23 protein-coding genes and 1 pseudogene are annotated in these 26,095 nt (G+C 71.6%); 18 read left to right on the forward strand and 6 right to left on the reverse strand.

The window, feature by feature from the left end:
* Nucleotides 1-8 precede the first annotated feature (8 nt).
* From BJ981_RS21080 to ettA, 15 genes are all read left to right on the forward strand, one after another.
* A complete protein-coding gene (locus BJ981_RS21080) occupies nt 9-785 on the forward strand; it encodes a (Fe-S)-binding protein (protein ID WP_184613008.1) in 777 nt (258 codons plus the stop codon).
* Nucleotides 782-2,200, forward strand: coding sequence for a lactate utilization protein B (locus BJ981_RS21085; RefSeq protein ID WP_184613009.1), 1,419 nt, complete (start codon nt 782-784; stop codon nt 2,198-2,200). The genes BJ981_RS21080 and BJ981_RS21085 overlap by 4 nt, the downstream gene beginning before the upstream one ends.
* Nucleotides 2,197-2,808 (forward strand): LutC/YkgG family protein, encoded by a 612-nt coding sequence (locus BJ981_RS21090; protein WP_184613010.1) that lies wholly within the window; start codon nt 2,197-2,199, stop codon nt 2,806-2,808. Before BJ981_RS21085 ends, BJ981_RS21090 begins: the two co-directional genes overlap by 4 nt.
* Nucleotides 2,809-2,923: 115 nt before the next feature.
* Nucleotides 2,924-3,367, forward strand: coding sequence for a hypothetical protein (locus tag BJ981_RS21095; protein WP_184613011.1), 444 nt, complete (start codon nt 2,924-2,926; stop codon nt 3,365-3,367).
* Nucleotides 3,364-3,684, forward strand: a complete 321-nt coding sequence (locus tag BJ981_RS21100) for a winged helix-turn-helix domain-containing protein (protein WP_239139772.1) — start codon at nt 3,364-3,366, stop codon at nt 3,682-3,684. The genes BJ981_RS21095 and BJ981_RS21100 overlap by 4 nt, the downstream gene beginning before the upstream one ends.
* Nucleotides 3,677-4,597 (forward strand): ABC transporter ATP-binding protein, encoded by a 921-nt coding sequence (locus BJ981_RS21105; RefSeq protein ID WP_184613012.1) that lies wholly within the window; start codon nt 3,677-3,679, stop codon nt 4,595-4,597. Before BJ981_RS21100 ends, BJ981_RS21105 begins: the two co-directional genes overlap by 8 nt.
* Nucleotides 4,594-5,769, forward strand: a complete 1,176-nt coding sequence (locus tag BJ981_RS21110; RefSeq protein WP_184613013.1) for an ABC transporter permease — start codon at nt 4,594-4,596, stop codon at nt 5,767-5,769. The genes BJ981_RS21105 and BJ981_RS21110 overlap by 4 nt, the downstream gene beginning before the upstream one ends.
* A gap of 57 nt (nt 5,770-5,826) precedes the next feature.
* The gene (locus BJ981_RS21115; RefSeq protein ID WP_184613014.1) at nt 5,827-6,936 is read left to right on the forward strand and encodes a GNAT family N-acetyltransferase; all 1,110 of its coding nucleotides are present in this window, start codon (nt 5,827-5,829) and stop codon (nt 6,934-6,936) included.
* A 172-nt stretch (nt 6,937-7,108) separates the two neighbouring features.
* Entirely contained in the window at nt 7,109-8,215 is a 1,107-nt protein-coding gene (locus BJ981_RS21120) for a sirohydrochlorin chelatase (RefSeq protein WP_184613015.1), read from the forward strand.
* A gap of 235 nt (nt 8,216-8,450) precedes the next feature.
* Nucleotides 8,451-9,686, forward strand: coding sequence for a uroporphyrinogen-III C-methyltransferase (cobA, locus tag BJ981_RS21125; RefSeq protein WP_184613016.1), 1,236 nt, complete (start codon nt 8,451-8,453; stop codon nt 9,684-9,686).
* On the forward strand, nt 9,683-12,100 hold the full coding sequence (locus BJ981_RS21130) for a GTPase (protein ID WP_239139773.1): 2,418 nt from the start codon (nt 9,683-9,685) through the stop codon (nt 12,098-12,100). Before cobA ends, BJ981_RS21130 begins: the two co-directional genes overlap by 4 nt.
* A complete protein-coding gene (locus BJ981_RS21135) occupies nt 12,097-13,740 on the forward strand; it encodes a GTPase (RefSeq protein ID WP_239139774.1) in 1,644 nt (547 codons plus the stop codon). Before BJ981_RS21130 ends, BJ981_RS21135 begins: the two co-directional genes overlap by 4 nt.
* A 151-nt stretch (nt 13,741-13,891) precedes the next feature.
* Nucleotides 13,892-14,521 (forward strand): single-stranded DNA-binding protein, encoded by a 630-nt coding sequence (locus tag BJ981_RS21140; protein WP_184613017.1) that lies wholly within the window; start codon nt 13,892-13,894, stop codon nt 14,519-14,521.
* A gap of 375 nt (nt 14,522-14,896) precedes the next feature.
* Nucleotides 14,897-16,159, forward strand: a complete 1,263-nt coding sequence (locus tag BJ981_RS21145) for a GGDEF domain-containing protein (protein WP_239139775.1) — start codon at nt 14,897-14,899, stop codon at nt 16,157-16,159.
* A 10-nt stretch (nt 16,160-16,169) separates the two neighbouring features.
* Nucleotides 16,170-17,834: an energy-dependent translational throttle protein EttA gene (ettA, locus tag BJ981_RS21150; protein WP_184613019.1), complete on the forward strand. Its 1,665-nt coding sequence runs from the start codon at nt 16,170-16,172 to the stop codon at nt 17,832-17,834.
* 89 nt (nt 17,835-17,923) lie between these two features.
* Here ettA and BJ981_RS21155 read toward each other — a convergent pair.
* From BJ981_RS21155 to BJ981_RS21165, 3 genes and pseudogenes are all read right to left on the reverse strand, one after another.
* Nucleotides 17,924-18,289, reverse strand: a pseudogene (locus tag BJ981_RS21155) (globin); the annotation flags it as partial.
* Nucleotides 18,290-18,327: 38 nt separating this feature from the next.
* Entirely contained in the window at nt 18,328-19,188 is an 861-nt protein-coding gene (locus BJ981_RS21160) for a mechanosensitive ion channel family protein (protein WP_239139776.1), read from the reverse strand.
* A 729-nt stretch (nt 19,189-19,917) separates the two neighbouring features.
* Entirely contained in the window at nt 19,918-20,187 is a 270-nt protein-coding gene (locus tag BJ981_RS21165) for a hypothetical protein (RefSeq protein WP_184613021.1), read from the reverse strand.
* A 334-nt stretch (nt 20,188-20,521) separates the two neighbouring features.
* Here BJ981_RS21165 and BJ981_RS21170 point away from each other — a divergent pair, with 334 nt between their 5' ends.
* The 3 genes from BJ981_RS21170 to BJ981_RS21180 all read left to right on the forward strand — a co-directional run bounded on the left by BJ981_RS21170 (nt 20,522) and on the right by BJ981_RS21180 (nt 24,790).
* A complete protein-coding gene (locus tag BJ981_RS21170) occupies nt 20,522-22,096 on the forward strand; it encodes an NsdA family TPR-like regulatory protein (protein WP_184613022.1) in 1,575 nt (524 codons plus the stop codon).
* Nucleotides 22,093-22,596: a GNAT family N-acetyltransferase gene (locus tag BJ981_RS21175; protein ID WP_184613023.1), complete on the forward strand. Its 504-nt coding sequence runs from the start codon at nt 22,093-22,095 to the stop codon at nt 22,594-22,596. Before BJ981_RS21170 ends, BJ981_RS21175 begins: the two co-directional genes overlap by 4 nt.
* A gap of 175 nt (nt 22,597-22,771) precedes the next feature.
* Nucleotides 22,772-24,790, forward strand: coding sequence for a tetratricopeptide repeat protein (locus BJ981_RS21180; RefSeq protein ID WP_184613024.1), 2,019 nt, complete (start codon nt 22,772-22,774; stop codon nt 24,788-24,790).
* 9 nt (nt 24,791-24,799) lie between these two features.
* On the opposite strand, the gene BJ981_RS21185 is transcribed toward BJ981_RS21180, so the two are convergent.
* From BJ981_RS21185 to BJ981_RS21195, 3 genes are all read right to left on the reverse strand, one after another.
* Entirely contained in the window at nt 24,800-25,252 is a 453-nt protein-coding gene (locus BJ981_RS21185) for an NUDIX hydrolase (RefSeq protein ID WP_184613025.1), read from the reverse strand.
* A gap of 57 nt (nt 25,253-25,309) precedes the next feature.
* A complete protein-coding gene (locus BJ981_RS21190) occupies nt 25,310-25,726 on the reverse strand; it encodes a hypothetical protein (RefSeq protein WP_184613026.1) in 417 nt (138 codons plus the stop codon).
* A gap of 61 nt (nt 25,727-25,787) precedes the next feature.
* Nucleotides 25,788-25,949 carry a hypothetical protein gene (locus tag BJ981_RS21195; RefSeq protein ID WP_184613027.1) on the reverse strand — a complete coding sequence of 54 codons (162 nt, stop codon included), beginning with the start codon at nt 25,947-25,949 and terminating at the stop codon, nt 25,788-25,790.
* Nucleotides 25,950-26,095 lie beyond the last annotated feature (146 nt).

The following is a 26,095-nucleotide window of genomic DNA, read 5'->3' on the forward strand; positions in this document are numbered from 1 at the left end:
GGGCGGCGATGCGGGTCGGATTGTTCGTCACCTGTGTGAACGACACCTTGTTCCCGGGCACCGGGAAGGCGGTCGTGACGCTGCTGCGGCGGCTCGGGTGCGCGGTCGAGTTCCCCGAGGGGCAGACGTGCTGCGGGCAGATGCACGTGAACAGCGGCTACCGCGACGAGGGCGTGCGGCTGGCACGCGGCTTCCTGGAGGTCTTCGCGGGGTACGACGCCGTGGTGGTCCCTTCGGGGTCGTGCGCGGCCATGGTGCGGGAGCAGTACCCGAAGCTCGCGGCGGGCATGGGGGCGACCCGGCCGGGCGCCTTCGCGGGCGCGCATCGCGGGCGCACGCGGTTCGCCGCGGCGGTGGCCGCGGTGACGCCCCGGGTGTACGAGCTTTCCGAGTTCCTCGTGGACGTCCTCGGCCGCACCGACGTAGGCGCGTATTTCCCGCACCGGGTGACCTACCACCCGACGTGCCATTCGCTTCGCGGCCTGCGCGTCGGCGACCGCCCCACCCGCCTCCTGCGCGCCGTGCGCGGCCTCGAACTCGTCCCCCTCCCCGCCGCCGACGAGTGCTGCGGCTTCGGCGGCACGTTCGCCGTCAAGAACGCGGCCGTCTCCGCGGCGATGTGCGCGGACAAGATCGCCAACGTCGAGGCCACGGGCGCGGAGGTCCTGTGCGCGGCCGACAACTCCTGCCTGATGCACCTCGGCGGCACGCTGAGCCGGCTGCGCACGGGCGTGCGGGTGATGCACCTGGCCGAGATCCTCGCCGCGACGGAGGGGGACCGGTGAGCGGCACGTTCCTCGGGATGCCCGCGTTCCCGCGCAACGCCGAGAAGGCCCTGCGGGACTCGCAACTGCGGTTCAACCTCCGCAACGCCACCCACACCATCCGGGCCCGCCGGGCCGCCGTCGTCGAGGAGCTCCCCGACTGGGACCGGCTCCGCGCGGCCGGGAAGGCGATCAAGGACGACGCGCTGCGCAACCTCGACCGCTACCTGGTGCGCGCGGAGGAGGCCGTGACCAGGGCGGGCGGCCACGTCCACTGGGCCGCCGACGCCGCCGAGGCCGGCCGGATCGTCGTCGACCTGGTCAGGGCCACCGGCGAGACCGAGGTGGTGAAGGTCAAGTCGATGGCCACCCAGGAGATCGGCCTGAACGAGGTCCTGCGGGACGCGGGCATCGTCGCCGCCGAGACCGACCTCGCCGAGCTGATCGTGCAGCTCGGCGACGACTGGCCGTCGCACATTCTGGTGCCCGCCATCCACAGGAACCGCGCGGAGATCCGCGAGATCTTCCGGGAGCGCATGGCCGACTGGGGCCGGCCCGCGCCGCCGGACCTGACCGACGATCCCGCCGCGCTCGCCGAGGCCGCCCGCCGCCACCTGCGCGAGCGGTTCCTGACGGCGAAGGTCGGGATCTCGGGGGCGAACTTCCTGATCGCCGAGACCGGCACGCTGGTGGTGCTGGAGTCGGAGGGCAACGGCCGCATGTGCCTGACGCTGCCCCGCACGCTGATCAGCGTCGTGGGCATCGAGAAGGTGCTGCCCACCTGGCGCGACCTGGAGGTGTTCCTCCAGCTCCTGCCGAGGAGCTCCACGGGCGAGCGGATGAACCCCTACACCTCCACGTGGACCGGCGCGGCCGAGGGCCAGGAGTTCCACCTGATCCTGCTGGACAACGGCCGGACGAACGCGCTGGCCGACGAGATCGGGCGTCAGGCCCTGCGCTGCATCCGTTGCTCGGCGTGCCTCAACGTCTGCCCGGTGTACGAGCGGGTCGGCGGGCACGCGTACGGCTCGGTCTATCCCGGGCCGATCGGGGCGATCCTCACCCCGCTGCTACGGGGCACGGCGACCGACCTGGACGCCTCGCTGCCGTACGCTTCCAGCCTGTGCGGCGCGTGCTACGACGTGTGCCCGGTCGCCATCGACATCCCCGAGGTGCTCGTCCACCTGCGCGCCAAGGTGCCGCACCCTCCGGCGGAGCGGCTCGGGATGGCGGCGGCGGGCTGGACGCTGAACCGCCAGGCCCGGCTGCGGCTGGCCCAGCGCGCCGCCTCGCGGCTGCGCCGGCTCGTGCCCAGGCGGCGCCTGCCCGGCCCGGGCGCGGCCTGGACGGACACCAGGGACGTCCCGGCCGTCCCCGAGGAGTCGTTCCGCGAGTGGTGGCGGCGGACCGAGGGACGCGAAGGAGGGGACCGGTGAGTTCGCGGGAGCGGATCCTGGCGCGCGTCCGCGCGGCGGTGGCGGGCGCGCCGCCCGCGGAAGTCGAGCGCGACCACCGTACGGCCGGCCACGGGCCGGGGGACACCGGGCGGTTCGCCGAGCGGGTCCGCGACTACCGGGCCGCGGTCGAGGTCGTGCCCGCCGATCAGGTGGCGGACGCGGTCGCCCGCGCGCTGGCGGCGCGCGGGGCGCGGCGGGTGGTCGTCCCCGGCGGTCTTCCCGAGGAGTGGCTGCCGGCGGGACTGGAGCGGCTGCGGGACGACCCGCCGCTCGGCGCGGCGGCGCTGGACGCGGCGGACGGGGTGATCACCGGCTGCGCGGTGGCCGTCGCGGAGACCGGCACGATCGTGCTGGACACCGGCCCCGGCCAGGGCCGCAGGGCGCTCACCCTGGTGCCGGACTACCACCTGTGCGTGGTCCTGGCCGCGCGGATCGTGCCCGCCGTCCCCGACGCGGTGGCCCGCCTCGACCCGTCCCGGCCCCTGACGTGGATCAGCGGCCCCTCCGCGACCAGCGACATCGAGTTGAACCGGGTCGAGGGGGTTCACGGCCCCCGCACGCTCGACGTCGTGGTCGCCGCCGGCTGATCACGCCCCGCCGTACTGCCCCCGAGTCGCGGTCTGGTAAAGAACGACATTCCAGCACTTGAACCGGAGTTGAGTACTTGATACGTTTTTGACCACGTGAAGAGGGGGCGAGCGGATGAACGCTGACGGGGATCTCAGTGCGCGCGAAGCCTTAGAGGCCATCGGCCGGGTGCGCCGCAAGGTCGGGCGGTCGGCGACCTGGCTGGGGTGGCTGCTCATCGTCTGGGGGGTCGCGGCGTTCTTCTACTGGAACGCGATGTACTTCGGCTCCGAGCCGCTCCAGTCGATCGCCGGCGCCGCCTGGGTGGTCATGAGCCTGGTGTCCCTCGTCTTCGTGTACATGCGCGGCGTCTACGGCAGAGGGTCCTCCTGCCGTGAGCAGTTCACGGTGACCCTTTCCTGGCTCGCCACGATGTTCGCCGCCGCGGCCTTCGCCCACGTCATGCCCGAGGGGCCCACCGGCTGGTGGATCGCGGGAGGGGTCGCGGCCGCGCTCGTCGCGGCGGCGCCCGTGTCCTACTTCGGCTGGCGGTTGCGCCCCTGGGCGGGCGAACGGTGACGACGGGCGGCGGAGCGCACCCTCGGCACGACCTCGACCAGCTCATCCACACCCCGGTACGCCTGTCCATCATGGCGGCGCTGGTCACCGCCGAGAAGGTCGAGTTCCGCTTCCTGCGCGACACCATCGAGGTCAGCGACTCCCTGCTGTCCAAGCACACGCTGGTCCTCGAGGAGGCGGGCTACGTCAAGGTCGAGAAGGCCTTCATCAGCAAGAAGCCCGGCACCTGGCTCTCTCTCACTCCCGCGGGACGCGCCGCGTTCCAGGAGTACGTCACGGTGCTGGAAAAGATCATGAAGGGATCCCCTCATGCTTGAGATCGACGGACTGAGAAAACGGTACGGCGACGTCGTCGCGCTCGACGGCGTCAGCCTCACCGTCGCCCCCGGCGAGATGTTCGGCTTCGTCGGCGCCAACGGCGCGGGCAAGACCACCACGATGCGCATCGTGATGGGCGTGCTGAGCAGCGACGGCGGCGAGGTCCGGTGGAAGGGCGCCCCGGTCGGCCACGACACCCGCCGCAGGTTCGGCTACATGCCGGAAGAGCGCGGGTTGTACGCCAAGATGCGGGTCGCCGAGCAGATCGAGTACTTCGGCAGGCTCGGCGGCATGAGCCCCGAGGCCGCCAGGCGGTCGGCGGGCGACCTGATCGAGCGGCTGAGCCTGACCGAGCGGCGCGGCGACGACGTCGACAGCCTGTCCCTGGGCAACCAGCAGCGCGTCCAGCTCGCCGTGGCGCTCATCCACGACCCCGAGCTGCTCGTCCTGGACGAGCCGTTCTCCGGCCTCGACCCGATCGCCGTCGACGCGCTGGCGGGCGTCCTCGCCGAGCGCAAGGCGGCCGGCGTGCCGGTCGTGTTCTCCAGCCACCAGCTCGACCTGGTGGAGCGCCTGTGCGACTCGGTCGGCATCATCAAGGCCGGCCGTCTGATCGCCGGAGGGACGGTCGCGGAGCTGCGGGCACGGGAGTCCCGCAAGCTCCTGCGCGTCGTCGTCACCGGCGCCGCCCCCGGGTGGACCGACCGGCTGCCCGGCGAGATCGTCAGCAAGACCGACCGCCCGCGGCACGGCACGCCCGACGCGTACGCGGACGACCGCTACGACGAGGTGATCCTCATGCCCACCGACGACCAGGAGGCGCTGCGCGTCGCCGTCCAGGCAGGCCGCGTCCAGCACTTCGCCTGGCAGCAGCCCTCGCTGACCGAGATCTTCCGTGAGGTGGTCGCGTGAACCCCGTGCTCCTGGTCGCCCGGCGCGAGATCGACGTGCGGGGGCGCACGCGAGGCTACCGCTGGGGCCTGCTCGTCACCGCGGTGCTGGTGGCCGTGCTCGCCGCGCTGCCCAAGCTCATCGGCGGCGGGGGCTCCGACTACGCCGTGGGCCTGGCGGGCGCGCAGGCCGACCGCCTGCAGGCCACGCTGACCGCCCAGGCGGCGCAGGCGAGCGACACCACCGTCAAGGTGGTCCGCTACCCCGACGAGGCCGCGGCCCGCAAGGGCGTCGCCGCGGGAGACGTCGAGGCCGCGATCGTGGACAACGTCACCGTCATCGCCAAGTCCGTCGTGGACGACGATCTGTCGGTCCTGCTGGACACCGCGCACCGCGTCGCCGCCACCGAGGGGAACCTGACGGCGGCGGGCATCGACCCGGCCAAGGTCGGCCAGGCCCAGCAGGTCGCCCCCCTGAAGGGGGTGTCGCTGGACGGCACCGGCGAGGACGCCACGGTCCGGCGCGTCATCGCCACGGTGATCGTCGTGCTGCTGTTCATGCTGCTCATCCAGGTCTGCACCTGGGTCGCCATGGGCGTGGTCGAGGAGAAGGGGAGCAGGATCATCGAGATCCTCCTCACCGCCGTGCGCCCGTGGCAGCTGCTGACCGGGAAGGTCATCGGGCTCGGCGTGCTCGGGCTCGCGCAGATCGTCGTCATCGCCGTGGCCGGGCTCGCCGCGACGCGGGTCACCGGCTCGATCCCCGACCTGCCCGACGGCACCTACGGCGTGGTGGCGAGCGCCATCGGCTGGTTCCTGCTCGGCTACCTCTTCTACGCGGCGGTGTTCGCGGCCATCGCCTCGCTGGTCTCCCGGCAGGAGGAGCTCAGCGGCGTGCTGACCCCGGCGACGATGCTGCTGATGGCGAGCTACCTGGTCTCCTTCGTCTCCGTGGCCAGCCCGGACGGCACGCTGACGCGCGTGCTGTCGGTCGTCCCGCCCTTCTCCGCCATGGTGATGCCGGTGCGCTCGGCGGTCGTCCCCGTGCCTCTCTGGGAGATGGCGCTCGCGGCCGTGCTCATGGTGGCCGCGGCGGCCATCGTGCTGCGGATCGGCGGGCTCGTCTACCAGCGGGCCGTGCTGCGTACGGGTGCCCGGGTGAAGTGGCGGGAGGCGCTGGCCCGCGCGTCCTGAGTTGCGCACATCCCCCCTTGTGCGGTGAGCTGATATGTCCGCACAAGGGGGATCACATTGACCGGCTTCGACCAGCACTTGGCGATCGTCACCAAGCGGCTCGTGCTACGCCCGTTCGGCCCGCACGACGCCGACCAGGTGCGAGGGATCATCGAGTCCGGCGCGCGGTTCCTCCCACCCGGCGTCCCCGCCCACGTCGCGGGCGTCGCGCAGTGGCTGTCGTACGGCGTCCACGAACTCTGGCGGTCCGGCCAGGGCGTCCACCTCGCCATGGTCAGCGACGGCGTGATCGTCGGCGCCATCAGCCTCTTCAAGACCATGTGGAACGCCGGGACCGCCGAGGTCGGCTACGGCGTCCACCCCGCCCACCGCGGGCGCGGCCACGCCACCGAGGCCCTCATGGGCCTCACCGAGTGGATGCTCACCAAGGGCGGCCTGCGGCGTATCGAACTGCGCGCCAACCTGGACAACGCCCCCTCGCTGCGCGTCGCGGAGAAGGCCGGGTACACCCGCGAGGGCCTGCTGCGCGGCGGCGGGTTCGAGGACGACGGCCCCCACGACCTGGTCGTGTTCGGCATACTGGCCCGCGACCTCGCCATCGGCCCCCCCACGATCAGCGGGCGCGGCTTCGGCACCGGCGTGCGCCTGGAGAGCGAACGGCTGATCCTGCGCCCGTTCACCGGCTCCGACGCCAGGGACGTCCTCGCCGCCGTCGACGGCGACCCGGAGATCAACCACTGGATGCCCTGGGCCGAAGGCTACGACCTGCAGCGCGCCTACGACTGGTGCACCAGATACGCCCACGCCGACTCGGTGAGCGGCGTCCACTTCGCCATCGAGCCCAAGGACGGCGGCAGGCTCGCCGGCTCCGCGGGAGTGCAGCGGGCGGACTGGGAGCGCGGCGACGTGGAGATCGGCTACTGGATCTCGCCGTGGGCCCGCCGCCAGGGCGTGGCGCTGGAGGCCACCCGCGCCGTCGCCACCTTCCTGATGATGCGCGGCTTCCACCGGGTGACCCTGCTCATCGCGGTCGGCAACCACGCCAGCCGGGCCGTGGCGAGGAAGGCCGGCTTCACCGAGGAGGGCGTGCTGCGCCGGGCGCTGCACGTGTCCGGCGGCCTCTCCGACGGCGTCCTGTACAGCTTGCTCAAAGGCGAATCCGCCTGAGGTGACACCGGGGGAGGCGCGGCCACGTCCGCGCCGCCTTCCGCCAGATCACGATGATCCCTCGGTCTTGACTTGGCCAAATACGGCGCAAAGCCATGTCCATAGATTGGCAGATTCGGATATTCTCGCGACCCGGCCACCATAACCGCAGGTCAACGTATCGGAGATCCACATGAAGCCGCCGCTCTTGCTGATCGGGCACGGCGCCCACGACGACACGGGCGCGGCAGAGTTCGGCCGTTTCGTCCACCGCCTGCGGTGCCGGCTCGACGGGGTCGCCGCCGACGTGTCCGGCGGATTCGCCACGCGGGGACGCCCCGCGCTCGGCGACTCGATCGCCTCACTCGTCGCCCGCGGCCACCACCGCATGGTGGCCATCCCCCTGACCCTGGGGCACAGCGACGACATCCCCGCCGCCCTCGCCCGGGCCCGGGTCGCCCACCCCACCCTCACCTACGACTACGGCCGCTCGCTCGCCGCGTCCCCCCGGGCGCTGGCGCTGATGGCCGAGCGGCTCGCCGACGCGCTCGCCGAGATGCCTCGCCTGGCCGCGGTGCCCGCCGGGTGCTCCGACGACCACGACGCGGTCCGCGAGCCGGTTTCCCCGGCCGAGACCGCGGTGGTGCTGGTCGGGCACGGCTCCCGCGAGACCGCCGCCAACGCCGAGGTCCACCGGGTGTCGCGGCTGTTCTGGGAGACCCACGCGCCGGGCCTGCTCACCGTCGAGACCGCGTACGTCTCCGACGCCCCGCCCAGCGTCGCCCAGGGCATCGAGCGCTGCCGCCGCCTCGGCGCCAAGCGCGTCGTCGTGCTCCCGTACCTGCTGTTCGCCGGGGCCGTGCTCGAACGCATCTGGGCCGAGGCGCTGGCGTACGCGGCCGGGCACGTCGACCTGGACGTGCGGTGCGCGGAGGTGATCGGCGACTGCGAGGGGCTCGCCGACCTGATCATCGAGAGGTACGAGTCCGCGCTGAGCGCCGTCGAGCCCGTCCACGTGCTGACCGACGAGGCGCTGGAGGTCTCGCTGGAAGAGGTCGAGTCCCTCAAGGAGGCCCTGAGCGAGGTCGAGTCCTCCGAGCTTGCCACCGAGCTCGCCACCGAGGTCGTCGCCGAACCCGCCATCGAGTCCATCACCGGATCCGTCGCCGAGCCTGGCACCGCCCTCGTCGCCGAGCCTGTCGCCGAGCCCGCCGGTGGGTCCGTCGCCGGATCGGAGTCGCCCCGGCCGCGGCGGCTGGCGCCCAGGGGTACGGCGGCGCTGGCGGATGGGCGCGTCTGACGCCGATCGGGGCCTTCGCTGCCTTTTCAGTGGCTTCGTACCTGTAATGGGGTTAAATGGTTACATTCTGCTGAAGAGCGTGATTGGACCTTGATGCCCTACACCGGCACCCCCGAGCCCGACGGGGACGGAGGCCGCCCACCGGACCGAGCCGTGTCCCCGGCCGCGCCGGGCCTGTAGGTTTACTCCACGCACAACGGTTCCGCCACGTCCCGGGAAAGGGAACACCGTCCCCATGTCGTCGCCCTACCTGCTCGGTCTCCGTCTCGACGGCAGGCGCGTGCTCGTCGTCGGCGGCGGGCGCGTGGCCCAGCGCAGGGTTCCCGCCCTCCTGGACGCGGGCGCGTCGGTCGTCCTGGTGTCCCCGAGCGTGACCCCCGCCCTCGACGACCTCATCGCCGACGGCGCCGTCACCTGGGAGCGCCGGACCTACCAGGTGGGCGACTGCGACGGCGCCTGGCTCGTCCACGCCTGCACCTCCGACCGCGCCGCGAACGCCGCCGTCGCCGCCGAGGCCGAGGCCAAGCGCATCTGGTGCGTGCGCGCCGACGACCGCGACGCCTCCGCCGCCTGGACTCCCGCGAGCGGCAGGGTCGACGAGATCAGCGTGGCCGTCACGGCCGGCGGCGATCCCCGCCGCGCGGCCGGCATCCGGGACGCCGTGGTCGGAGCGCTGCGCGACGGCACCGTCGACGCCCGGCGCAACCGCACCAAGCCCGTCGGGGTCGCGCTGGTGGGCGGCGGCCCCGGCGACCCGGGCCTGATCACCGTGCGCGGGCGGCAGCTTCTCGCCCAGGCCGACGTCGTCGTCGCCGACCGGCTGGCGCCCCGGGCCCTGCTGGACGAGCTGGCCCCCGACGTCGAGCTCATCGACGCCGCCAAGATCCCGTACGGCCGCTACCTGGCCCAGGAGAAGATCAACGAGCTGCTGGTCGAGCACGCGCGGCGCGGCAGGTTCGTCGTCCGGCTCAAGGGCGGCGATCCGTTCGTGTTCGGCCGCGGCGGCGAAGAGATGCTGGCCTGCGCGCGGGCCGGGATCCCCGTCCTGGTGGTCCCCGGCGTGACGAGCGCGGTCGCGGTGCCCGCCGCCGAGGGCGTGCCGGTGACCCACCGCGGGGTGAGCCAGGAGTTCCACGTGATCTCCGTTCACGTGGCGCCCGAGGATCCGAGATCAACTGTTGACTGGCCGGGACTGGCGAGATCACCAGGAACCCTGGTACTTCTGATGGCTGTTGAGCGAATAGCCGCGATCGCCCACACACTCATACGAGAGGGACGTTCGCCGGAAACACCCGTGATGGTGGTACAGGACGGTACTCTTCCGACCCAGCGAGCTCTGTATGCCGACCTTTCCACGGTGGCGGAGCGCGTGATCGCCGCTGGGACGCGGCCTCCGGCGATCGTGGTCGTCGGTGACGTCGTCAGGGTCGGCCAGGAGATCAAGATGGTGCGAGCGGAGCGGGTTCCGTGAAATCGGCTGCGAGGAAGACGGAGTGCGCCGATGAGCACACCGAGCGGTCGGGGGACATGGTGACCGGGGGGAACGACGCCCCCGAGGTCCCGGAGGAACAGACCATTACCTTCCAGGCCATCAGGGTCGAGGAGGACCGGGAGGACGCCCGCGACGCGCCCGAGCCCACGGACGCCGAGAAGGCCGAAGACGCCGAAGACGCCGAAGACGCCGAGAACGCGGCGGACCCCGAGGACGTCGCGGAGGCTCAGGCTTCTGAAGACGCGGACCGTCCTGAGGACGAGGAAGGGCCTCAGGAAGCCGACACGGCGGACGACGTCACGGAAGCGGCGGACCCGGCCCATCCGGCGGACGTGGCCGACCCGGACGAGCTCACGGACGTGACGGACGCGGCCGACCCCGATGATCAGCCGGACGCGGCGGACCCGGACGACCGTACGGACGCGGCCGATGCCGCCGAGCGGGCCGACGCGGCAGAGGCAGCCGACACGGATGCGCCCGACACGGATGCGACTGACGCAGATGTGCCCGGCACGGCACCGGCCGACGCGGACGCGAAGGACCAGGACGCGGCCGACGTGGACGCGGCCGACGTGGACGCCGATGCGGCGGACGCCGATGTGGCCGGCTCGGACGCGCCCGGCCTGGACGAGGACGCGCCCGACTCGCCGGAGGACGTCGAGGCCGCGGCCGAGTCGCCCGAGACGGGCGAGCGCGTCCGTGAGGTGCCGCTGCCCAAGCCCGTCTCCCGGGCCCTCACCGTCGCGCTGTCCAACCTGCGCGACAGCGTCACCGGCCTGCGCCTCGGCCTGGACGTCCCCGGGGTCGAGGAGGCGCGCAAGGCCCAGGCCGAACTGCTCGCCCAGCTCGGGAACTACGTGATCCCGCGCGTGCACATGAGCGTCGCGCCCGCCCTGATCGTCGTCGTGGGCTCGACGGGCGCGGGCAAGTCCACGCTGGTCAACACCCTCGCCGCGGCCAAGGTGAGCGCCACGGGCGTGCGCCGTCCCACCACCGGCACCCCGGTGCTGGCCTGCCACCCCGACGACCGCGACTGGTTCGCCAAGGGCGACGTCCTCGGCGGCATGATCCGCGTGGACCGGCCCGGCACGGACAGCTCCCTCGAAACCCTGGTCCTCGCCACCACCGAGAGGCTCCCCGAGGGGGTGGCGCTGCTCGACACGCCCGACATCGACTCGGTGGTCGAGACGCACCACGAGATCGCCCACCGCATGCTCGACGCGGCCGACCTGTGGGTCTTCGTCACGACCGCCGCGCGCTACGCCGACGCCCCCTCGTGGAACGTGCTGCGCCGCGCCAAGGAACGGGGCGCGCGCCTCGCCATCGTGCTGTCCCGCGTGCCGCCGAAGTCCCGCGAGGTGATCGACAAGCACTTCGCCCGCATGCTGCAGGAGTACGGCCTCGGTGACGTCGAGCGGTTCGTGGTCAACGAGTCCACGGTGACCGGCGGGCGCCTGCCGGAGGACGACGTGGCCGAGCTGCGCATGTGGCTCACCGAGCTGTCGGTGGACGAGCAGCGGCGCGAGCAGGCCGTCCAGGCGACCCTCGACGGCGTGATGAACAGCTTCCGCGCGCGGGTCCCCGCCCTGGCCCGGCACCTGGAGGCCCAGGTCGCGTTCCGCTCCGAGCTGCGCACCGACGTGGACGCCGCCTACATGGCCGCGCTCGCCCAGATCGACCAGGCCACGACCGACGGGTCGCTCATGCGCGGCGAGGTGCTCGCCCGCTGGCAGGACTTCGCCGGCTCGGGCGACCTGATGCGCACGCTGCACCTGCGCCGTCCAGGCCGCCTGGCGTCCAAGGCGTCCCAGCAGGGCCCGGCGCGCTCGCGCGCCTTCAAGACGGCGCTGCGCGCGGCGCTGGAGTCGGTCATCGTCGCGGCGGGCCAGCACGCGGCCGAGGAGGTCGTCTCCCGCTGGCGGCGGCACGACGGGGTCGGCGACCGGCTGGCCGGCACGCCCGGCCTCGACGGCCCGTCCGAGGAGTTCGTCCGCCGGGTCGGCCGCATGGTGGGCGCCTGGCAGGAGCACGTGGTGGGCCTGGTGCGCTCGGTCGGCGTGGCCAAGCGCTCGGTCGCCAAGCTGGTCGCCTTCGACGAGGAGTCGCTGGCGCTGGTGTTCATGATCGGGCTGCTGGGCTACGGCGGTTCGGAGGTCGCCGCGTCCTCGGGCACCGGCACCCTCCCGGAGCGGCTGCTGCGCGGCGTGCTCGGCGCCGACGCGCTGCGCACCATCGGGACCAAGGCGCGCAGCGATCTTCGCGCCCGTGTCAGCGTGCTCTTCGACGAGGAGACATTGCGATACGTGCAGGTTCTCGACGAGGCGGGAATCCCCGACGAGGCCGCGGCCAAGCGGCTCTACCAGGCAACGTACAACCTCGAGGTCGCCCGATGACTGTCACCGCCGGACGCGCCGGGATGGAGCGAAGCGACCTGGGCCATCGGCTGGCGGCCCTGGCGAAGGTCGTCGAGCTCGGCCCCGGCCGGATCGACCCCGAACTGCTCGCCGAGAGCGGCAGGCTCCTGCTGCGCGCCGGCGACCGTCTCAAACTGTCCGGCGAGCACACGGTGGTGGCGCTCGCGGGCGGCACGGGCAGCGGCAAGTCCTCGCTGTTCAACCGCATCTCCGGGCTGGAGCTCTCCCCGACGGGCGTCCGCCGCCCCACCACCGCGCGTCCGCACGCCTGCGTCTGGGGCATCGACGGCGCCGGGCCCTTGCTGGACTGGCTGCAGATCCAGTGGCGGCACCGCTTCGCCCGCGCCAGCGCCCTGGACAAGGGAGAGAGCCAGCTCCACGGGCTGATCCTCCTCGACCTGCCCGACCACGACTCGATCCGCGCCATCACCGATCACGAGGCCGACCGGCTGATCCAGGTCGCGGACGTCATCGTCTGGGTGCTCGACCCGCAGAAGTACGCCGACGCCGCCACGCACGGCAAGTACGTCGCCGAGCTGGCCGGGCACGAGGCGGTGACCGTGTTCGCGCTCAACCAGGCCGATCGTCTGGCGCCGGAAGAGCTGGCCGAGTGCGTCGTCGACCTGTCCGACCTGCTCAAGCGCGAGGGCGTGCAGCACCCGCGCATCGTCCCCACCTCGGCGGTCACCGGCAGGGGTGTCAACAGCCTCAAGAGCGTGCTCGCCGACTCCGTCGCCGGGCGCCGGGCCGCCGTCGAGCGCCTGGAGGCCGATCTCGACCGCGTCATGGCCCGGCTGGGCAAGGTGATGCCGGAGCCCGAGGCCATGGCCGTGCAGTCCACCGTGGACCTGGCCAGGCAGGAAGGGCTGACCGACGCGCTCAGCGACGCGGTGGGCGTCCCCGCCGTCGGCGAGGCCATGGAGAACGTCTACGGCGTGCGCTCCCTGGACTGGATCGGCTGGCCCTTCGCCCGCTGGGCGGCCCGCCTCCGCCCCGATCCGCTGAACAGCCTGCGCCTCGGCAACCTCAAGGACGAGATCAAGGCCGTGACCGCGGCCTCGGTGAGCGCCCAGCCCGCCGAGGTCGAGAACGCCGTGCAGGCGCTGGCCGACGGCCTCACCTCGGGCATGCCGGAGGCCTGGCGCAACGGGGTGCGCGACGCCGCGCGGTCCCAGCTCCACCGGCTGCCGAAGGTCCTCTCCGAGGAACTGGCGGAGGCCGCCCCGCGCCTCGACCGCGTGCCGGGGTGGTGGCGGCTGACGAGGATCTGGCAGTACCTGCTGGTGGCGCTGTTCGCGGCCGGGCTGGCCTGGGCCGCGGCGATCCTGGTCTACGGGGTGTTCAAGCTGGGGCGGGCGCCGTCGGAGACGCTCGGGGACGTCGCGCTGCTGCCGTGGATCGGCGTGATGCTGGTCAGCGTGCTCGGGCTCGGCCTGCTCTCGGCCGTCGCCGGGCGGAACTTCGTGGTGCTGGGCGCGGGCAACGAGCGCGAGCGGCTCGAACGCGAGATGCGCCGGCGTACCGCGGCCGTCTCCAAGGAGATGGTGATCAAGCCGGTGGAGCAGGAGCTCACGCGGTACAACGAGTTCTTCGCCGCGCTCTCCTCCGTTCGCCGCTGACCCGCCTCGCGGGTTTTCCACAGGAGACGGCGCGGGGCGGCGGGCCGTCCACAGAACGTGGTTCGGTGACGGTGGAGGGTGACGGGCCCGGGCAGGCTGGCCTCCATGCCGGCGGCACAGCGCGCGCCGGTCCGCCACGGGAGGCACCACGATGAACGACATCTACATCACGCTGAGCGGCAACGTCATCGCCGAGCCCCGGCAGTTCACCGCCGAGGCCGGCCCCCGCGTCACGTCGCTGCGCGTCGCCTCGACCCCGCGCCTCTACGACAAGCCCACCCAGTCCTGGTACGACGGTGAGACCAGCTACTACGTCGTCCGCTGCTACCGGGTCCTCGCCGAGAACGTCGCCCGGTCGGTCAGGGCGGGCCAGCCGGTCGTCGTCCACGGCAGGCTGCGCATCCGCTCCCTGGACCGCGACGGCCAGAAACGCTCGGTCGCCGAGGTCGAGGCCGTCTCCGTCGGCCACGACCTGCGACGCGGCGTGAGCGCCTTCGAGAAACCCCAGCGAACCGCCCCCGCCCAGGCGGACGCCATCGGCGTCATGGGCGTCATGGGCGGGGGCGAACATCCCCGCCCGGCGAGCCCGCGCCCGCTGCCCATCGAACTTCCGTTCGCCGAGTCCGGTGATGGTGCACTCGGCGATGCCGGCCCCGGTGGTGTCGCACCGGGCGGCGTCGTGACGGCTGATGATCCGCTCCCCGCACCGGAGTCCCTCGCCCTCACGACAGGGGCGGACCCGGAGACGCCGGTCGAGACGGCCGGAAGGCTGGCCGCCTGACCTGCGAAGACGGGGAGGTCATAGGTGGTCGATGGTGGTGGAGATCGGCTCGCGCGCCGGTCGAGGTGCCGCCGTGGGTGATGTGTGGGTGCATCTGATCAGGTCCAGATGATGCCTCGCACCATGGCTGCTCCTTTCCCGAAGGGGAGCCGCTCTTTCGTGGAGCGGTCGGATCGTGGCCGGCCCCTCCGAACAGGGGAGGCGTGGCCGCAGTGCTCCAACGTAGCGGTTCTCTTCGCGGCCCGCACACTCTGCGACTATTGTGTTACACATCGTGAGACGTACAGTCGAGACATCCACCAGGTCCTGGCCGATGTGAGCGTGGGGGAAGTGATGACGGCGCCCGGTCATTCCTCGGTCGAGCCACGCGGCGGCGTGCTATCGCTAGCCGACCGCTGGCCGCTGCTGGCTCAGCCCACCATGCTGGTCCTCTACCTTTGCGCCACCGTGGGCCTCGCCGCGGGGGCCGCGGGCTATCTTGCCATGGCCACCCCGTTCCGCTGGGCCGAGTTCCTGACCTTCCTGGCCCTGGTGGCGTGCGGCGCCGTCTGCATCGAGGCCACCCGCAGGCTCGGCATGCCGGCCGGCGTCTCGCGTGACCTGCTGTCGGCGTGGTGGCTGCCGGTGGCCCTGCTGCTGCCCCCGGTGTACGCCCTGCTGGCCCCGCTGCCGCTGCAGTTCCTGCTGCAGATCCGCGTGCGGGCCACGGTCCTGTACCGCCGCGTGTTCAGCGCCGCCGCCATCGGCCTCGCCGCGGGCGTCGCGTCGATGGTCTTCCACGCCTTCGTGCGCGCTCCGGCGGGGCCCGCGCTGCGGTCGGGCGGCCCGATCGTGCTGGCCGTGGCCTGCGCCGTGATCTTCACGGTGCTCAACACGGCCTTGATCGCCGCCGCCCTGCACATCTCCGACCGCGACACCCGCTGGCGCGACGTCCTGTGGGACCGCGAGCGCGTCATGCTGGACGTCGTGGAGCTCTGCCTCGGCGTCCTGGTCGCCATCGCCTGCGGGGTCAGCCCCCTGCTCCTGCTGCTGACGCTCCCGCCGGTCGTGCTCCTGCAACGCAGTCTGCTGCACGCCCAGCTCAAGGCCGCCGCCCGCACCGACGCCAAGACCGGCCTGCTCAACGCCACGGCCTGGCAGCGCGAGGCCGACACCGAGATCGTCCGCGCCCGCCGCACCGGCGAGACGCTGGCCCTGCTCATCGTCGACATCGACCACTTCAAGCGGGTGAACGACACCTTCGGCCACCTGGTCGGCGACCAGGTGCTCGCCGGCGTGGCCACGGCCCTGCGCAGCCAGCTACGCGACTACGACGTCGTGGGCAGGTTCGGCGGCGAGGAGTTCGTGATCCTTCTTCCCCGGGCGGACATCGGCGAGGCCCGCCGGGTCGCCGAGCGCCTGCGCTCCCGCGTCGGCAGGATGGCCATCCCCGTCGACGACGCGATGATCACGGTCACGGTGTCCGCCGGGGTGGCCATCATGAGCGTCCACGGCGACGATCTGATCGAGCTGCTCGCCGCCGCCGATCTCGCGCTCTACCGGGCCAAAGAGCTGGGCCGCGACCGCATCTGCCTGCCGGTCGCGCCCGTCCCTCCGCCCCGTGCGCGAGCGGACAACTCCGATGGCGGAATCCCCTAGTCTTAAGAGCATGCCCGAGTACATCTACACGATGCAGCGCGTGCGCAAGGCGCACGGCGACAAGGTTGTCCTTGACGACGTCACGCTGCATTTCCTGCCCGGAGCCAAGATTGGTGTACTGGGCCCCAACGGCACTGGTAAGTCCACGCTTCTGAAGATGATGGCCGGTCTGGAGCAGCCGTCCAACGGCGACGCCCGGCTGATGCCCGGCTTCACGGTCGGCCTGCTGCAGCAGGAGCCCTCGCTCAACGAGTCCAAGAACGTCCTCGGCAACGTCCAGGAGGGTCTCGCCGACGTGCTCGCCATGCGGGCCCGCTTCGAAGAGATCGCCGAGCTCATGGCGACCGACTACAGCGACGCGCTCCTCGACGAGATGGGCAAGCTGCAGGAGGCCCTCGACCACCGCAACGCCTGGGACGTCGACAGCCAGCTCGAACAGGCCATGGACGCCCTGCGCTGCCCCCCGCCGGACGCCGACGTCACCAAGCTGTCGGGTGGCGAGCGCCGCCGGGTCGCGCTGTGCAAGCTCCTGCTGGAGCAGCCCGACCTGCTGCTGCTGGACGAGCCCACCAACCACCTCGACGCGGAAAGCGTCCAGTGGCTGGAGCAGCACCTGGAGAAGTATCCCGGCACCGTCCTGGCCGTCACCCACGACCGCTACTTCCTCGACAACGTCGCGACGTGGATCCTCGAGCTCGACCGCGGCCGCTGCTTCCCCTACGAGGGCAACTACTCCACCTACCTGGAGCAGAAGGCGGCCCGCCTGAAGGTCGAGGGCCAGAAGGACGTCAAGCGCAGGAAGCGCCTGCAGGACGAGCTCGAGTGGGTGCGCTCCAACGCGCGGGCCCGCCAGACCAAGAGCCGGGCCCGTCTGCAGCGCTACGAAGAGATGGCGGCCGAGGCCGACAAGTACCGCAAGCTCGACTTCGAAGAGATCCAGATCCCGCCGGGCCCGCGCCTCGGCACCACGGTCATCCGGGCGAACGGCCTGACCAAGGGCTTCGGTGACCGCGTCCTCATGGAGGGGCTGAGCTTCGACCTGCCCCGCAACGGCATCGTCGGCATCATCGGCCCGAACGGCGTCGGCAAGACCACGCTCTTCCGCATGATCATGTCCGCCGAGACCCCGGACTCCGGCGCGATCACGATCGGCGACACCGTCAAGATCTCTTACGTGGACCAGGGCCGCAGCAACATCGCCCCGGACAAGAACGTCTGGCAGGTCGTCTCCGACGAGCTCGACCACATCAAGGTCGGCCACGTCGAGATGCCCTCGCGGGCCTACATCGCGGCGTTCGGCTTCAAGGGCCCCGACCAGCAGAAGCCGGCGGGCATCCTGTCCGGCGGCGAGCGCAACCGCCTGAACCTGGCGCTCACCCTCAAGCAGGGCGGCAACGTCCTGCTGCTGGACGAGCCCACCAACGACCTCGACACCGAGACCCTGTCCAGCCTGGAGAACGCCCTGCTGGAGTTCCCGGGCTGTGCGGTGATCACCTCCCACGACCGCTGGTTCCTGGACCGCATCGCGACCCACATCCTGGCCTGGGAGGGCGGCTCGAACTGGTTCTGGTTCGAGGGCAACTACGCCGACTACGAGAAGAACAAGATCGAACGGCTGGGCCTTGAGGCGGCGCGCCCCCACCGCGTGACCTACCGCAAGCTCACCCGCGACTGACACGAACCACGATGGCGGGCCCGGTCCGAGACCGGGCCCGCCATCGCGTTCCCGGGCACATGCCGGGCGCGTCCCGAGACCGTGGCTCAGGGGTTGTTGACGAGGCTCTGCGCGGCGTACTCGAGGTAGTGCCAGAGCTTGGCGGAGAGCTCCTCGGGGAGTTCCAGCGAATCGACGGCGTCCCGCATGTGCCGCAGCCAGGCGTCCCGTTCGGCCGGGCCGATCACGAACGGCACGTGCCGCATGCGCAGCCGGGGGTGGCCGCGGCGCTCGCCGTACGTGCTGGGGCCGCCCCAGTACTGGATCAGGAAGAGGCGTAGGCGCTCTTCGGCGCCGGTGAGATCCTCCTCGGGGTACAGCGGGCGCAGCAGGGGATCTTCCGCGACGCCCTCGTAGAAGCGGCGCACCAGGCGCTCGAACGCCTCCGAGCCGCCCACGGCGTCGTAGAACGAGATGGATTCCGGAGAAGTAGCGGACACGCTCACAAGCCTACTCAGACACTGGCGAGGGGAATCCCGGCGTGGTCGAGCTCGGCCTTGACCCGCACGCGAAGCTCCCTGGCCACCTCGGCCTGATGGGTGGGCACGGTCTTCACGGTGATCCGGAAGATCACCGCCGCGGCGGAGATCTGCTCCAGCCCGTACACCTGGGGCTCCTCGACCAGTGCGACGTCCCGGAACTCCGGGTCCTCCCAGATGTCCGAGGAGATCTTCTTGAGGATCTCGCGGACGGCGGTGACGTCCGACTCGTAGGCCACGGGCACGTCCACGAGCGCCCGCGACCAGCCCTGCGACTCGTTGCCGACCCGGTTGATCGTGCCGTTGCGCACGTACCAGACCCGGCCGTCGACGTCCCGCAGGCGGGTGATCCGGAGCGTGACGGCCTCGACGGTGCCGGCGGCCACGCCGGTGTCGATCAGGTCGCCGACGCCGTACTGGTCCTCCACGAGCATGAACATGCCGGCGATGAAGTCCTTGACCAGTTCCTGGGCGCCGAACCCGACCGCGATGCCGAGGATGCCGACGCTGGTGAGGATCGGGGCCAGGTCCAGCCCGAAGCGTCCGAGGACCATGAGGCCCGCGGTGCCGAAGACGACGGCGGTGACCAGGCTGCTGAGGACGGACCCGAGCGTCTCGGCCCGCTGGCGTCGCCGCTCGGTGAGCACGGCGGCGGCCCCGTCCATGGGGGTGGCCGCCCGGAACCGCAGCCGCTCGGGCATAACGCCGTCGGCGGCACGCCGGATCACCCGGTCGATCAGCCGGTTCAGCAGCGCCCGGATGATCAGGGCGACGACGACGATGAGCGCGATGCTGATGACCCACGCCACAGGGGACGCCCACTCGGGTGGTAGCACGTTCAGCAGCGTCGCACAGACGGCGTCGTCGCGACCGTTACCGCCGCAACCTTTCAGAAAATTGACCCCGAACTCCGTGATCGGATCGGGCGTCGGGGCGGGCGTCGGGCTGGGGGCCAGCAGGAACACGCGGTTGATCCCCTTCGGATCGGGTCGGTCGGCGAGGACGATCATCGGTACTTGACCTACAAGGAACGGTACTTGACCGAAGTGCCTTCGCCGACCGGCCCGGCCGCCGCCACATCGCGCCGGGGAAGACGGGAGTGCCCGGCCCGGGGCCGCGGAGGGCGGGCCCGGACACCCCGGTGACGTACGGCTCGGACGGGACACGCACCCGGAAGCGTGTCCCGCGCCGTTTCCGATCGGGGTTCTCCCGATCACCACCGGGCACGGAGGGCGTCCGCGTCCGGAGGCTGCTTCAGGGGGCCGCCGGCGGAAGATCACGGGCCTGAATCGGTTCAGTTGAGCGCCGGAAATCATCCGCTGCGCCCGTGAAATGGGGCCCTTATCCGATAAGGGGTTATACGTACTCAGACGCCGTTGTGTGGGCACGTATGCGGGTTTTCCGAAATGTTCCGGTAAACCATACGGAGCCGGCGGGGCGCCCAGCGCTCTGGCCGTGTCTCCACGGTCCGGAGCGCTCCGCACCGGACGCCCCGCCGACCCCGAAGAGCCGCGGTGTGGCGCGGGTGGTCGCGATGACTGCGCTGCATCGCGTCCACCACGTGCCTATTCGCTCACCGCGGCCAGCACTCGTGCGACCTTCGTCGCCGCCCCCGCGGGGTCGTCCGCCTTGTGCATGCGCTCGCCCCATGACCACCAGTAGTACGCGGGAGTCGCCTGCGCCCGGCAGGTGACGTTCTCGGTCAGGGTCGTGGCGTTCGGGTTGATCACGCGGACGAACGCCCGTCCCGACTGTGTGCGCACCACCCTGGCGAGCAGCCCGCGAGCGTCGAGCTCGTCGGCCAGGCGTTCGAGGTGCTGGAAGCTGTCGTCCACTCGGAGCCTTCCTCGTCTCCAGCGATTTCCCGCGGTGTTAATCCGCGGCGAATCGCGGCTGGTTGGCCAAATCTGACTCACGAGCGCCGGTGGGTCAACGAAGCTTCACCGGTGGTCGGGTGTGAGGTTATTTCAAGTGGGTTGAAAGAACGTCCCCGGCGGGGGACGATTCTATGCCAGCAGCTTCTAACGTCCTTTCACGGGCGGTCATAACTGGTCCATCATTCTCAATAGACGCAGCGTAACCCGGCAGTGATGCTGCGTCATCACAGGTGTAGGGACCGGTCGGGATATGTGACCAGCATGAGCGGCTGGCCGCAAGGGAGGGGCCGGGATGTCCGGCAGACAGCACAAGGAAACGGAGACGGCCCGGCGCGCCCGGGCCCGCGGCCTCGCGGTCGGCCGTAGCACGGCCCGAATCGCCGAGGAGATTTATGAAGAGTGTTCCCCCCATTTCGGGACAACTCGAATCAAATCACACCGTCTCGCGCACGGGGTCGCCCTTGCCGATGTGATCGAACAGGTGCGCGCCCTGTTCGATCGTGACGGCAAGCCCGCTCCCGGCATCGGGGAAACGCTTCTCAGCGCGTACGAAAGCGGGCTGAAGCGCCCCGGGCCCGAGTACCTCCACTATCTGTGTTCCGTCTACCGGGTCGAGCCGGCCGCCCTCGGATACGACGGCCCGTGCATCTGTGGCCATGGCCACCGAATGCCGGGCGTCGTGCGGGGCGGCCTCAAAGAGGTCAAACCCGAAAATTCCCCCGATACGCGTGAGCTGTGGACAAAACCGCTCAGCGACTCCTCCGCGGACGGGGGTGAGGAGGACGAGAACGTGTTACGTAGGACGCTGCTGGCGATGATCGCCGGATCGACGCTCCCGCTGAACGACTCCGTGCTCGGCGCGGCCGACAACATCCGCAGGCGCATGGACGAGACCCTGGTGTCGACCACCGTGTCCCCGGCGATGCTCGATCACTGGGAAGAGGCGGCTGCCTCTTTCGGACGGCAGTACATGAACACCCCGCCGCTCCGCCAGCTCTGCGACGTGCTCCTGGAGTTCAGCACCGTCCGGCAGGCGATGGAGCGCCACCAGCCGATCGACCTCCAGGAGCGGCTGTGCGCCCTGGCCGCCCGTCTGGCGGGGCTGGCCGGCATCATCATGATCGACCTGGGCGACCAGCGCCTGGCCCGCTCGTTCTTCCGCACCTCCCGCACCGCGGCGGACGAGACGGGCGACCGCGCGCTGCGCGCCTGGGTCACCGCCCGCGAGGCCCTCGTGCCCCTGTTCTACGGAGACCCGCGCGAGGCCCTCAACCTGGCCAAGAAGAGCCGCGACCTCGCCGGCCAGACCCCGTGCGCGGCCAAGGCCATGGCCCCCGTCGTGGAGGCCAGGGCGCTGTCCATGCTCGCGAACGCCGGCGGCAAGAAGGACGTGGTCGACCAGGCCAAGCGCGCGCTCGCCCGGGCCCGCGCGGCCTTCGCCCAGATGACCCCCGCCCAGCAGGAGGACACCGTCTTCGGCTACACCGAGCGGCAACTCTACTTCCACCAGGGCGACGCGCTCACGCGCCTCGGCCAGACCGTCGAGGCCGACCTGATCCTGGAGCAGGCGCTGGAGAAGTACGACGGCGACCTGCTCGACCAGACGCTCATCAGGTTCGACCAGGCGCACTGCCGGCTCCTCGAAGGCGACGGCGCGGAGGCGCTGCGGCTCGGCCAGAAGGCGGTCCAGCAGGTCGGGGAGGACTTCCGCACGGACATCATCGTGCGCCGCGCCGCCGACCTCGCCCGCGCGATCGAGGCCAAGTGCGGCGCCGTGGACGGGTTGCGCGACTTCGTCGACCAGCTCGCGAAGCTCACCCCCCCGGCCACGGACGCGTCCTCCGCTGCCGCGGAGGTCGATGCATGACGCTTGTGCTCAGGCGGTATCGCTGGTCGGATCGGGACGCCGTCTGGGAGCTGCACCGCACCTGTCTCGCCCAGGTCGGGATCATCCTGGGGGACGGGGTCTACTACGAGGACGACATCCCTCGGATCACCGAGATCTACCTGGCCGACCGGGGCGAGTTCCTGGTCGGCGAGGTGGAGGGCGCCGGCATCGTGGCCATGGGCGGCCTGCGGCGCGTCGACGACGAGACCGCCGAGCTGTGCCGGCTGCGCGTGCACCCCGACTTCCAGCGGCGCGGGTTCGGCACGCGGATCATCGACGCGCTGGAGGCGTCGGCCCTGCGCCTCGGCTATGGCAGGCTGCGCGGGGACACGACGCTGTCCCAGGGCGCGGCGCTGGAGCTATATCGGAAGTACGGCTGGCGTGAAGTGCGCCGCGAGGAGAGGGGCGGGCAGGTGGTCGTTTACGGCGAGAAGACGCTGGCGCCGGACCGGTCATCGCAACTTACCGGTAAGGCGTAATATATGCACTATATCCGGGTGATTTCGACCGTAATGCTTGCGGATTTATAGATGTGTTCCATAATTAGGTCTTTGTAGCCGGAGACCTGATGAGAGGGCACCCGATGAAGAAGATCGTCGTCCGCAAGCCTGGCATGGTCCATCTCACCGGCAGCGCCAGCGCGATCCACAAGGGGTGAGGGCCCGTCCCGGTCACCTCTGGGTCCACGGCGGAACCTCGCGGGACCGCCGGAGGGTCCTGGACGGGCTCGGGCTGCCCGGATGGCCGGTCCCCGTGCTGGACGCGCACCGGCGGCCGCGCGGGCCGTACGGCTTCGGGGGAGCGCTGCTCCAGGCCCTGGTGCCCGCGGCCCTCGCCCGCGCGCCCGGCGTCGTGGCGGCGCACGACATCGAGATCCGAGCGGCGGCACCCGATCTGCGCGACCGGGTGCCCGCCCGCCGTGCCCCGCTCTACACCCGGCTGCCGGACGAGGAGCGCATCCTCGTGCCCGCCCCGCGCCGCACGCTGCGGATCGCGAACGGTATCGCCGAACTCATCCGGGACTGCGGCGTACGGCTCCGGACGGTCGTGGCGGACAACGTGGACGAGGCCGACGAGACCGATCGCGAACTTCTCCAGACGCTCGCGCGGCGTTTCGATCCGGACCGTGTGACGATTGTCGCGTGCTCGTATGAAGCGCCGCCGGATTGGTTTATGGGACATGCGATAAAAGCCGATTTATCGGTCGAGGGGAAATCGGGCGATCTCGCGGGCCGATATGTCGCCTCCGACGGCGCCCTGGACGATCCGCGCGCCCTCGCCGCCTACCACGCGCTGTCCCCGGAGGAGCGCGCCCGCCTGCACGACGGCCGTGCCGACCTGCTGGCCGCCACCGGCGGGCGGTCCTCCCATCTAGGGGCGATTCCCTACCACCGCGAGCACGGGAGCGACCCCTCCGGAGCCGGCGTCGAGGCGCTGTGGGCGGCCCTCGACCACTGCCTCGGCGAGGGGTTCCTGGACGCCGCCGCCGATTTCGGGCTGCGCGGGCTGGCACTGGCCGAACCCGCCACGGGCCGCTGGTGGAACCTCATCCAGGGCGCGGCCACCGCGCTGGCCGGGATCGGCCGCAGGGACGAGGCGCGGGACCTGTACGAGCGGGCCCGCCGCACGAGCCTGGACCCCGAGGTCCACTCGGCGTCGGCCTACGGCGCCGCGATGCTGGACGCGCGGCACCCCGACCCCGCGCGCCGCGACATCGGCCGAGCCCAGGGCTGGGTCAACGAGGCCATCGCGATCTCGACGCTGCTGCCCGACCGGACCGTGCGGGCCTTCAAGCTCGGCTTCGACCTCAACGGCAAGGCCCTGATCGAGATGCGCGCCGGCCGGCCCGACCAGGCGCTGACGCTGGTGGAGTCGGCCATCAAGCTCGCCGAGACGGACCTGCCCCCCGGCAGGCACCTCGTCCACCGCATGATCCTGCACGCCAACCGCGCGCAGCTCCTCGGCGTGCTGGGGCACCCGGAGGAGGCCCTGGAGGACCTGGACACCGCGGTGGCCATGGACCCCGACTACCCGGACTACCACCTGGACCGCGGCAACCTGCTGTTCCAGATGGGCCGCACGGACGACGCGCTCGCCGACTACGACGCCGCGATCCGGCTCAGCCCGCCCCTGCCCGAGGGCCACTACAACCGCGCGCAGGTCCTGCTGGCCGTGGGCGACCTCGGACGCGCCCGCGCCGACCTGGACCGTGTGCTGGAGCTCGACCCCGCCTACCTGGACGCCTACATCAACCGGGCGGGCCTGCTGGCCGAGCTCGGACTGGACGAGGCCGCCAGGGCCGATGTCACGGCCGGGCTCTCCCTGGCCCCGGGCAACCCGCACCTGCTCTGCGTGCTCGGCCAGCTCGAAACCTCGGCGGAGGACTTCACCCGGGCGCGCGAGGCTTTCGACGCGGCACTGGCGTCCGCGCCCGCCCTCGTCGCGGCCTGGGCGGGCCGCGCGGGCCTGCGATACGAGACCGGGGACCTCGACGGCGCGGTGGCGGACCTGTCCCGCGCGATCGAGCTGGGCGAGGACGCTGCCCTCTATTTCAACCGGGCCGTCGCGCGCAGAGGGCTCGGCAGGGAGGCCGAGGCGCTGGCCGACCTGCGCCGCGCCCACGACCTCGACCCGGAGGACCAGGACGTCGTCACGGCCCTGCGCGAGGCCTGAACCGGCCGGTCACCCCTGCGGGTCGCACAGCAGGCGCGTGACCTCCACGAGAGTGGGCGGTTCGAGGGCATCGGGCAGGGCCGCGATCTCGTCCAGGGTGTGCCAGGCGTGACCGAGGAGGGTGTCCCGCTCCTCGTGGGTCAGCGTGGCCGGGGCGACCCGCGGGGTGCCGGCGAAGCGGGCGAGGTAGAACGGCTCCACCTTGACGTAGTGGACGCCGAGCCAGTGGTAGTCGCGCTCGACCGGCACCCACATGTCGATCACCGCGTCGCCGGGGAGGCCGGTCTCCTCCGCGAGTTCCCTGCGCGCGGCCTCTAGCGGAGTCTCCCCGGGATCGATCCCGCCGCCCGGCGGCTCCCAGAACGTCCGGCCGCTGACGACGTCATGCCAGTGGAGCAGCAGCACCCGTCCCCACCCGTCCACGCACACCACCCGCGCGGCCGGCCGGTCGCTGATCCCCATTCGCCCCTCGCTCACCTAGACCGCCCAGCCGCCCTCTCTCTGACGGCCGTCACCACGCTACGGCGTGGGTTCGTCGGAGATGTCGGGCCAGGTGTTGGCGTTGACGATCTCCCAGAAGTCCGAGTCCCGCGCGCCGCGCCGGGTGCGGCGGGGTGTTTCCCGTGCCTCCAGTTCGGCGGCGATGGCGCGCTGCTCCTCGTAGGCGCCCTTCATCGCGTCGAGCCACTCCACGGGATCCACGCCGGCCCGTCTGGCGGATCTGAGGGCCATGTCGGCGTACTGCTCCGGGGTGGCGTTGAAGGCCCAGCCGGTGCGTTCGAGCAACTGCTCGTCGGTGAGTTCGCCGCGGCGCCAGGCGATCGCCTCGGCGAGGTGTTCGGCGACGAAGACGGCGTTGACATAACCGGGGAGCATCGCCGCGAGGGCGACCGCCGCTCTTTTCTCCCCCGGTGACAGAGTGTCCCACTTCAGCACCCGCGGCTCCTCCCTCTCCTCCGGGCGCCACTGTACGTCCCGGCCGCGTCCGCCGCGAAGATCAGTCGCTCCGGACCAGGTCGGCGAGGTCGAGGTGCCGGGACAACTCGGCCACATCGGTGTAGTAGGCGACGTACTCCCGCCCCCTGCGCACGCGCAGCCAAGGCCGGTTGCCGAGAACCAGGGCCTCGACCTCGAATCCTCTGCTGTCGACCCATTTCACGTCATAGAGGCTATGAAGCGGTAGGTCAATAGGGCGCCATGGGTGGTGTGGATTTGTCCCTCGGTCCCCTCGGACGACGGCGATCCGCCCTCCCGGGGTGTCCGGACGCCGCGCCGCGCTCCGGATACGGGCGGACGAGAGGTGCG

The organism is Sphaerisporangium krabiense, assembly GCF_014200435.1.
GTDB classification, from domain to species: Bacteria; Actinomycetota; Actinomycetes; order Streptosporangiales; family Streptosporangiaceae; genus Sphaerisporangium; species Sphaerisporangium krabiense.